At 67.6% G+C, this 8,288-nt stretch carries 9 protein-coding genes and 1 pseudogene; 6 read left to right on the top strand and 4 right to left on the bottom strand.

The genetic code is table 11. The features are described from left to right. Positions 1 to 85: 85 nt before the first annotated feature. Positions 86 to 1,258, bottom strand: a complete 1,173-nt coding sequence (locus tag GTY47_RS22770; RefSeq protein WP_010047241.1) for an epoxide hydrolase family protein — start codon at positions 1,256 to 1,258, stop codon at positions 86 to 88. Between the two features lie 103 nt (positions 1,259 to 1,361). Between GTY47_RS22770 and GTY47_RS22775 the strand changes: the two genes are divergently transcribed. Continuing rightward, positions 1,362 to 1,937 carry a CGNR zinc finger domain-containing protein gene (locus tag GTY47_RS22775; RefSeq protein WP_010047244.1) on the top strand — a complete coding sequence of 192 codons (576 nt, stop codon included), beginning with the start codon at positions 1,362 to 1,364 and terminating at the stop codon, positions 1,935 to 1,937. Positions 1,938 to 1,962: 25 nt separating this feature from the next. Further along, positions 1,963 to 2,157: pseudogene (locus tag GTY47_RS22780) on the top strand (ISL3 family transposase); the annotation flags it as partial. A gap of 238 nt (positions 2,158 to 2,395) precedes the next feature. Here GTY47_RS22780 and GTY47_RS22785 read toward each other — a convergent pair. Continuing rightward, a complete protein-coding gene (locus GTY47_RS22785; protein ID WP_010047246.1) occupies positions 2,396 to 3,079 on the bottom strand; it encodes a DUF899 family protein in 684 nt (227 codons plus the stop codon). 146 nt (positions 3,080 to 3,225) lie between these two features. Between GTY47_RS22785 and GTY47_RS22790 the strand changes: the two genes are divergently transcribed. The 3 genes from GTY47_RS22790 to GTY47_RS22800 all read left to right on the top strand — a co-directional run bounded on the left by GTY47_RS22790 (position 3,226) and on the right by GTY47_RS22800 (position 5,041). Beyond that, complete coding sequence (locus tag GTY47_RS22790) at positions 3,226 to 3,489, top strand: hypothetical protein (RefSeq protein ID WP_010047247.1); 264 nt, start codon at positions 3,226 to 3,228, stop codon at positions 3,487 to 3,489. Positions 3,490 to 3,925: 436 nt separating this feature from the next. After that, the gene (locus GTY47_RS22795) at positions 3,926 to 4,582 is read left to right on the top strand and encodes a maleylpyruvate isomerase N-terminal domain-containing protein (protein ID WP_010047248.1); all 657 of its coding nucleotides are present in this window, start codon (positions 3,926 to 3,928) and stop codon (positions 4,580 to 4,582) included. Positions 4,583 to 4,657: 75 nt separating this feature from the next. Next, positions 4,658 to 5,041 carry a VOC family protein gene (locus tag GTY47_RS22800; RefSeq protein ID WP_029181687.1) on the top strand — a complete coding sequence of 128 codons (384 nt, stop codon included), beginning with the start codon at positions 4,658 to 4,660 and terminating at the stop codon, positions 5,039 to 5,041. Between the two features lie 543 nt (positions 5,042 to 5,584). Here the strand turns inward: GTY47_RS22800 and GTY47_RS22805 are convergent. Together GTY47_RS22805 and GTY47_RS22810 are read right to left on the bottom strand one after the other, a co-directional pair. Continuing rightward, positions 5,585 to 6,106 carry a DUF4232 domain-containing protein gene (locus GTY47_RS22805; RefSeq protein ID WP_040904242.1) on the bottom strand — a complete coding sequence of 174 codons (522 nt, stop codon included), beginning with the start codon at positions 6,104 to 6,106 and terminating at the stop codon, positions 5,585 to 5,587. A 665-nt stretch (positions 6,107 to 6,771) separates the two neighbouring features. Then, a complete protein-coding gene (locus tag GTY47_RS22810; RefSeq protein ID WP_029181688.1) occupies positions 6,772 to 7,293 on the bottom strand; it encodes a hypothetical protein in 522 nt (173 codons plus the stop codon). A 380-nt stretch (positions 7,294 to 7,673) separates the two neighbouring features. Between GTY47_RS22810 and GTY47_RS22815 the strand changes: the two genes are divergently transcribed. Next, positions 7,674 to 8,210, top strand: coding sequence for a GNAT family N-acetyltransferase (locus GTY47_RS22815; protein WP_029181689.1), 537 nt, complete (start codon positions 7,674 to 7,676; stop codon positions 8,208 to 8,210). Positions 8,211 to 8,288 lie beyond the last annotated feature (78 nt).

Here is an 8,288-nt window from a genome sequence, read left to right on the forward strand (position 1 = left end):
ACCTCCTGTCCGCGCTGGTCCCCGAACTGCGGTGGTCCTTGAACCGGATCAGACAGTGATCGAGTGCCGGGTCGCCGAGCCGCATTCACCGATCAGCGGCCAGCACTGCCGCGAGGCCCTCTTGCAGATCTTTGACGAAATACTCGGGAACCTCCAGCGACGGGAAATGTCCCCCGCTTTCGGGCGACCTCCATCGGACGATCTGCCGGTACCGCTCCTGTGCCCAGGGGCGCGGACACTTCTCGACGTCGCGGGGATACATGGTGAGTGCCGACGGGACGTCGACTCGAAGTTCGGGGTCGAGCGAGTTGTGGCTTTCGTAGTAAATGCGGGCGGCCGATGCGCCGGTCCGCGTCAGCCAATACAGGGTGACGTCGTCGAGAACGCGGTCCCTGGAAATCGTCTCGAACGGGCTGTCTTCGGTGTCCGACCACTCCGCGAACTTGTCGAGGATCCACGCAAGAAGCCCGACCGGTGAGTCGACGAGCGAGTAGCCGATGGTCTGCGGTCGGGTCGCCTGCTGCTTCGCGTACGCCGCGCGGTGGCGCCAGAAATCGCGGGTTTCCTCGGTCCACTCGCGTTCCACCGCCGTCAGCCCGTCCGTTGTCAATCCGGGCGGTCCCTCCGCGAACGTCGTGTGGATGCCGAGAACGTGCGCCGGGAACCTGCCGCCGAGAACCGTGGTGATATTGCCTCCCCAGTCACCGCCGTGGGCTGCGAACCTGTTGTAGCCGAGCCTTCCCATCAGTTCCACCCATGCGGCCGCGATCTTTTCGGTGCCCCACCCGGTGGTGGCCGGCTTGTCGCTGTAACCGAAGCCTGGTAGCGACGGGACCACGACGTGGAACGCCGGCGCGTCTGCATCTTTCGGATCTGCCAGCTCGTCCACTACGTCGATGAACCGAGCAATGCTGTCCGGCCAGCCGTGCGTCAAGATCAGAGGAGTGGCATCCGGGCGCGCGGATCGGCGGTGCAGGAAGTGGATTCCCAGATCATCGATGGTCGTGCGGAACTGGCCGATGCGGTTGAGGCGCGCTTCGAACGACCGCCAGTCGTACCCGGTGCGCCAGTAGTCCACGACATCGACGAGGTCGGCGAGAGGAACGCCCTGATCCCATCGGCGAGGGTCTGGCGCGGCGCGATAGACCGTCTCGGCCTCCGGTAGTCGCGCCGCGGCCAGTCGCGCGCGCAGTTCGTCGAGGTCGGCGTCAGTTGCGTGGGCTTCAAATGCTTGCACGTCGCTGGTCGGACGGGGCATGGGACCTCCTGGCCATCGCGGAACCGGCTACGACCTTTCGCGAACCGGCTAAGACGGTTCTAGCGTGTCTTCATGCCGACGCGCAACCAGCTAAGGTGGTTCCATGCGTGCTGGATTCCCTGACTTCCGCCTCGGCAATGTGCTGGCGACCAGCTTCACGGGCACTCTGTCGGAGCGTCACGGCAACGCCGTGGAGCGCATTCCCACGCCACACCGACTCGTCGACTGGCTGGCAGTGAACGGCCTCGCCGTGGACTCCTGCACCACTGCGCAGCTCGACCTCGCTCGGGAACTGAGGGAGTCGATTCACGCCGCTGCGACAGCGGCCGCGATCCAGGATCCTCTCCCGGCATCTGCGGTCCAGGTCATCAATGACTGCAGCACTCAGGGTCGGGCCGCGGCTGTCCTGACGCCGGAGGGTAAGCGGCGATGGCGGCTCAGCTCAGATTCCTGCGTGGAAGATGCCCTCAGCGTGATCGCCGCCGACGCGATCAGCATCATCGCGGGCGAACGAGACGGAAAACTGGCCTTGTGCGCTTCACCAACCTGCCAAGCCGCCTTCTTCGACACCAGCCGAAGTCGCACCCGCAAATGGTGTGACATGAACACGTGCGGGAATCGCCAGAAGAAGGCGCGCTTCAATGCCAACCATCGAAAAAGCCCCAGATCAGCGGAGTGATCGTACCTCAGTACATCCAAGTGGGACCCACGTCACGCGGCGGCTGGCGCATGAGCCGTTCGGCCACCGCCCCACGACGCTGCTGCACCGCGGGCGAAGGTCTCCCGGGGCGGGCTGGAGTGGGCACCGCAGGGCGGTGAGGTCGATCAACTCACCGTTAGTCGCGTCGCAGCAGGGCTGGGGGGCCTGGCATACCGCGAACAGCGCGACCTTCGCCGAGGCAAGCGACGTCCGATCGATGGCCCTCACCGCATGCCTGGTGGCCCATCAGGTTTGGCGACAAGTACGCATGGTGATCATCGATCCCATCCCCATTCGACGTTCTTGCCTTCTTCGGCCGCCCCGTACCAGCAGCGGCCGATTGAAGCGATCACCGGGCGCCTCGAGCACCTCCGCCGCTCCGCCCGGGGACAGCCCCCGGCGGGCTGTTTGGAGCCGCCGCCATCGGCCGCCGGGGGTCAGTAGTCGACGCTCGGGTACCAGCCGCCGCGGCCCTGCGGGGTCAGGTCCAGGAGGTGCCAGACAGGGGTCAGGAGGTCGATACCGCGCTCATCGACGTCGTCGGCCATGCGCGGGTGCGCGGAGTAGAAATGACGGACCGTGCCGTCGCCGTCGCGGGTGAAGACGGAGACGGTGGAGTCCTGTTCGCCGTCCTTGTCCTCACTGCCCAGGTCGTACTTGAACGTGCTGTCACCGCAACTCAGGAGCCGTAGCCGGTGCCAGCCGCGGTTGCGGGCGTGCTGTCGGAGGGTGGGCACGTCGGCGGCCGCGGCGATGGCGAAGTCGGCGTTCCGTGCAATGTGGTGGGCGATGCCGTTGAAGCCGTCGATCCAGAGAGTGCACATCGGGCAGGGGTCGGTCTGCGCCTTGCCGTACATGAAGTGGTAGACGATCAGCGGGCGGTCCATGGCCGTGAAGAGCTGACTCAAGGCAACTTCGCGGACCGGTGTGTCGCCGGCGTCCAGATCGGCGGGGCCCTCGATGAAGACGTAATCGTCGACGGGTGGCCCCTGAGGGAGCGCCCGTCGCTGCGCCGCGACCTTCTCTCTGTGCCGCATGAGGTCGATCTCGGCCAAGCGCAGTTCCTCGCGAGCGGCGAGGTACTCCGCCGATTCGCCGGCCAGTCTGGTGTGCCGCAACATCCCGTCCTCCTGGGCTGGCCATCCCCCGGCCTCGATCCGGATCACGTGCTCCCCGCTCCCGCGGTCCCGAACCGGCCCTTTCGAGTCTATGGCGGCTCCACGGTCGGCGACAGTTGAGCGAAGTGGGCCAACCGGTGGAGGTCCACATGCCCGCTCGAACCGGCCGCGGCGCTGCCGTCGCCGCGGTCCTTACCGCGACCCTGCTCGCAGCCGCTCCGCACGCCACGGCCCACTGCGGCTGCGAGGAGCACAAGACCTCCCCGCCCATCGCGGATGGCCCCTCGCCATCCGGCGGTGACATCCCCGAGGAGTTCATCGAACGCCTCGTCCGTCTCGCACTCCGCCTCGGACTCCCCGAGAACCGCGACGGCGGAGGCGGCGGAGGCGGCGGAGGCGGAGGCCCGGGCTGAGCCTTGGGCGGCGGTACGGGAGCGGATGATGGTTGCGCAGCGGCTGTGCCAGGCGATCAATGACCATGGCCTGGAGGCGTTCGTCGAGTGTTTCTGCCCCGACCACCGCAGTGAGCAGCCCGCCAGGTCCCCGACCTCAGGGCGGAACTGCTGGCCTCGGCTCACGCGGACGGTACCGAGTGGTCGTAGTGGCGCTGGCACGGCACCCGCCAGGACAGCACTCTTTTTGAGATCCGCGGGGACAGCACCCTTTTTGAGATGCGCGGGGTCATTGTCATGGGCTTGCAAGGCGAAACGAGCAGCTGACGCTGCCGGGACGGTCGGGCCGATCCCGCAGATCAGCCGCTGGGGATCGCAGGCCACCCACGGACGAAGTCCCCCTGCCGCTCCCCCAAAAGGAGGGCGTGAGTCCTTCCCCTCGGGATACGGTCCTGCCATGTCCCGATCACCCGAGATTGATCTCTCCCCGTCCTCCGTCACCGCGGATGACCTCGATCTTGCCGTGCAGCTCGCTGTGGCGGTCCTGCGCAAGGCGCCCTCAGCCGCGTGGGACAGAAGGGCGGGTTCCCTGGAATGGGACTGCTGGGAGACCGTCGAGCACCTCAGCGACGACCTCTTCGCATACGCCGTGCAACTGGGCCCCAGGACACCGCCCTTGGCCGGCGAGGTGCCCTTCGTGTGGGAGAGCAGGCGGACCGGCGGCCCTGCGAACGCCGTTCACGCGGACCGTAAGGCGGGGCCCACCGGCTTGCTGCAGGTGCTGGAGGCCAGCGGCGCGCTGTTGGTCGCCATGGTGCGCACGACCTCTCCGGAGGTTCGCGCCTACCACGTCTTCGGCACATCCGACGCCGAGGGCTTCGCCGCGATGGGGATCGTGGAGACCCTGGTGCACACGCACGACCTTGCCCAAGGGCTCGGGCTCGCCTGGGACCCGCCCGCAGATCTGTGCTCGCGGGTGCTCGCCCGGCTGTTTCCGGACGCACCGTCGTCCACCGACCCATGGCCCACCTTGCTGTGGGCCACCGGACGGGCCGAACTGCAGGAGCGCCCTCGTCTGACCACATGGCGGTGGGACGGCACGCCCCGGGCCTAGGCCAGGTGTCGCCGCCGGGAGGGTGGCCAGACCTCCGCTGAGAGCGGTCGCCATGCGCGGCATAGTGTGATCAACATGATCGGACGCCTGTTCTCTCTCGTCATTGACTGTCCTGCCCCGTCTGAGCTCGCGAGCTTCTACGAGAGCCTGTTGTCGCTGCCGCGGGTGGAGGACTCGTCTGACTATGTGGTGCTCGCGGACACAACCGGCACGCAGACCGTGACCTTTCAGCGTGTCGGCGGTTTCCGGCCGCCCCAGTGGCCCGATCCCGATCGTCCGGCGCAGATGCACGTTGATGTGATGGTCGAGGACCTGGATGTTGCAGAGGCGAAGGTGCTCGCCCTGGGCGCCACGTTGCTCGAAGGGTCGGACAAGCCAATCGGCTACCGCGTGTACGCCGACCCAGTTGGACACCCCTTCTGCCTCATCACATGCGAAAGCTTGACGCCCAGCAAGTAACGGCGGCGACCACGCTGCCTGAGGGCATGCGAGCGACACCTTCATGTGAACCACCGCGCAATGCCCTGTAGAAGGCCGTGACCAGGCGGTAAGGCGCACCGCTGGCACGGGCCCATTCCCCCACTGAAACGGGGCAGGGCCCAGCCGCACCTATGCTCGCCGTCTGTGCCACCGTCGGCGCGGTGCTGACGAGCGGCGGTAAGGAGGCGCCCTCCCGATCCCGCGCGCACCCCGCCTGCCGCCTCCACTCCGGTCACCGGGCAGCCCGCGACCGCCGCTTCACCACCCGCTACCTTCGCACCGGCGCCGGAGGACGGCCACGACGAGGAACCCTCTGCGCGTTGGGCCCTTCGTGATCGAGTCGGGCGAGGTGGTGGCGACGATGGTGAGCTTGCCGGTCTGGACGGCGGTCAGTCGGTGCGTGCACCCCCTGGCCGGAGGGGTGCACGCGCTCGCGTCACCAGGACGGGGGACCGACGGTGCCGGTCCGCTGGTGGGTGACCCTCCTGTCACCGGGCCCGGCGGAGGCTCCCGGTGCAGGCATCAGCCGGAGAAGGGAACGGCGTCGGCGGGGTCGGCGTGCCAGTTGGTGGCGATGGGCCTGTCGACCGTGGCCGTGTCGGGCAGGTCGAGGGTGATGGTGTTGGCCTCGTCGCCCGCGATGGAGAGGTGGAGCAGTTCGAACTGCTTGCCGTAGTCGTTGTCGGTGGTCTTCGGATTGATGCCGGCGTAGGCGGCGGTGGAGCCGGAGAGAAGGACATCCTCGCTGACGGCATGCTCGGCCGCCGACACCGCGGTGTCGGGGGTGTAGCCGAAGGACGCGGAGGGGAACACTCCCTTCAGGTGGCAGGTGACACCGGACTTGGCCTTGGCAGTGACGAGGTAGTAGCCACCCGCCTGCGTCTTCGAGCTGACCTTGAACGTCAGATCGTTGGTCTTGCAGGCCCGCACGGTGGTGCTCCGGCTATCGGCCGCCGCATTCGCGGTGGCGGTGGCGGCCAGGGCCACGGACGCGAGGGCGACCAGGGCGAGACGGGCAGAGCGGGCGGCGAAGAGGGATCGCATCGAGATCTCCATGGTGCTGAAGTGGTCGTCCAGCGAACTGCTTGGACGACCGAAGCTTGTTCCGCCATCCGTCCCGCCCACCACACAAGACGCTCACTATGGGACGCCGGAACGCTGGAACGGGCACTGACCAGCACAGACGCCGACGGCCTGGAACGGGGTGCCGGGACACGGACACGGGGAGCCGCTGATCCCGTGAGCGGGCCTGTGCCAGGTGCCGGCGCCCCCGCAATCCGGGGAGAGCGAGTCTGAAGCCGACCGTGATGCAGCGAAGCGCGGGTCCACGCCCCCGGCCGGGGTTCGACGCCTGCCACCGAACTTCACACCGTCGACCGGCGCGCGTCAGCAACGGGACATACAGAAGCTCACGGCCGGACGACCGTGGCCATGTGGTGTGGGCAAGGCGGTAGGGCTCGGTCCAAATCTGGATGACTGCGAGGAAGCCCTGCGTGGTGGCCTCGGTGCCCAGGACTCGCAGGCGGTCTGACTCACGATCGATCGATGCAGGACAAGCCTCAGGGCCTGGAATTTGCCGCGAACATCCGCCGCCAGGCCCGTGATCCCCCGGTGGCTGATGACCACGGCACGAGTCGCGTCCCCCACCACACCTTCGTAATCAACGATCAGGGAGCTCCTCGTCGTACCGCCAACGATGCACGACCTCGTCAGGCGGCATCGTGGATGACGAGCTTGAACTCGGCGAGGGTGAGAAGGCGCGGGTTGGCGTCGTTGTGCGTGACACGGAGCGCGACTGGGGTGCCCGGGTCGATGAAGACGCCGTGGTTCTTGACGTAGAACTGGCCGCCGGGCGTCGGCGTGCGGTGCTCGGTCGCCGTGGTGTCGTTGGGGTTGGGCGTCAGGCCCAGCGGGTCACGTACGTACTGGTCGCGCAGCTCGCTGTAGCCGCCCATGCCGCTGGCGGCCTCCCACTGGATCATCGCGTGCAGGTGGCCCCAGCCGGCTTTGGACGGCCAGATCAGGCCGCTGCGGTCGTCTGTCGCCCAGTCACTCACCACGTAGCCGTCCGGCTGGACGGCCTGGTGCATCTCGAATGGGTCCTTCGACTCCGCCACGCCGAAGGGGAAACGGACGATCTTGTACGCGGTCCCCGGCGCGATCAGCTGCGGCGTATCGACCTTGAGAGAGCAGACCTGCACGCCGGGCACAACGCCACCATCCGTAGCCATGGTTCAGCACTGCCCGCCGCCGGCCGGCGCCATGCCCACGCCGTCGTCCCGTGATGCGCCATACCCTTCCGATTCAGGAGCCCGGCCAGCGGCCCAACAGCTCCGAAAGCGTGGTCGTCCTGGTGAGATAACCCGACCCTTGTGAACAAGGGTCGGTACAGCCCAAGGCTTGCCGTTCCATGGCCCCCAGATGTGCGCGCGTATCTCTGGTCGGCCGACGCCCCTTCGGGGTGGCGGTGCCTGCGAGTCGGGACCCTCGCCCCCGTGCGGGTTGTCTTTGCGGATGGACACGGCGCCCTCGCCACCGCACGTCAGAGGTCTGGCGCAGATCGGCTGGGGAATCGCTTGGCAGTGCTCGGCGGAGAGATCATCATGTGGGGATGTCTGAGAACCGATCCACTGTGGCAAGGGCTGTGGTGCGGCTTGCCCAGTACACGAAGGCGGACCAGGAGGAGATCCTGGGCAACAGCGATGATCCCTTCGGTGTCGCCTGGACCGGTCTGAGCTGGCTGCCGAAAGAAGAGCACTTCGGCATCAGGCACGACGGCCGACTCGTGGCACATGCCGGCTTGCTGCGACTGCCTGTCACGATCGGCGACGCCGAGACAGAGGTGGTGGGCGTCGGCGGAGTGGCCGTCGCACCCGGCATGCAAGGTCAGGGGCTGGCGCGGCTCGTCGTCGCAACCGCACTGGAGCACGCCCGCACGATGGGTCCTCAGCATGCACTCCTCTTCTGCCGTCCTCCCCTCGTGTCCCTCTACCAGCGCCTCGGATGGCACCCGCTCGACGAGGAGGTACTCGTCGAACAACCCGAAGCCCGCCTGGTGACCATGCCGCTCCGGACCATGGTGACGCCCCTGCGCGACGACGCCCGCTGGCCCTCAGGGCCGGTACGGCTGCTCTCGCTCCCTATGTGACGAGCCCGGCACCGCCGTCCGCCAAGATGAAGGACAATCCTGCGGCTATCTTGAGCCGCCACGCGGATCGAGGGGAGA

This window comes from Streptomyces sp. SID5464, from assembly GCF_009862985.1.
In the GTDB taxonomy this organism is placed as follows: domain Bacteria; phylum Actinomycetota; class Actinomycetes; order Streptomycetales; family Streptomycetaceae; genus Streptomyces; species Streptomyces chartreusis_D.

Coding starts and splice junctions, on each gene's coding strand:
- GTY47_RS22775 (WP_010047244.1), top strand. CDS start 1,362: ATGCGTGCTGGATTCCCTGACTTCCGCCTCGGCAATGTGCTGGCGACC.
- GTY47_RS22790 (WP_010047247.1), top strand. CDS start 3,226: ATGCCCGCTCGAACCGGCCGCGGCGCTGCCGTCGCCGCGGTCCTTACC.
- GTY47_RS22800 (WP_029181687.1), top strand. CDS start 4,658: ATGATCGGACGCCTGTTCTCTCTCGTCATTGACTGTCCTGCCCCGTCT.
- GTY47_RS22795 (WP_010047248.1), top strand. CDS start 3,926: ATGTCCCGATCACCCGAGATTGATCTCTCCCCGTCCTCCGTCACCGCG.
- GTY47_RS22815 (WP_029181689.1), top strand. CDS start 7,674: ATGTCTGAGAACCGATCCACTGTGGCAAGGGCTGTGGTGCGGCTTGCC.
- GTY47_RS22810 (WP_029181688.1), bottom strand. CDS start 7,293: ATGGCTACGGATGGTGGCGTTGTGCCCGGCGTGCAGGTCTGCTCTCTC.
- GTY47_RS22770 (WP_010047241.1), bottom strand. CDS start 1,258: ATGCCCCGTCCGACCAGCGACGTGCAAGCATTTGAAGCCCACGCAACT.
- GTY47_RS22785 (WP_010047246.1), bottom strand. CDS start 3,079: ATGTTGCGGCACACCAGACTGGCCGGCGAATCGGCGGAGTACCTCGCC.
- GTY47_RS22805 (WP_040904242.1), bottom strand. CDS start 6,106: ATGCGATCCCTCTTCGCCGCCCGCTCTGCCCGTCTCGCCCTGGTCGCC.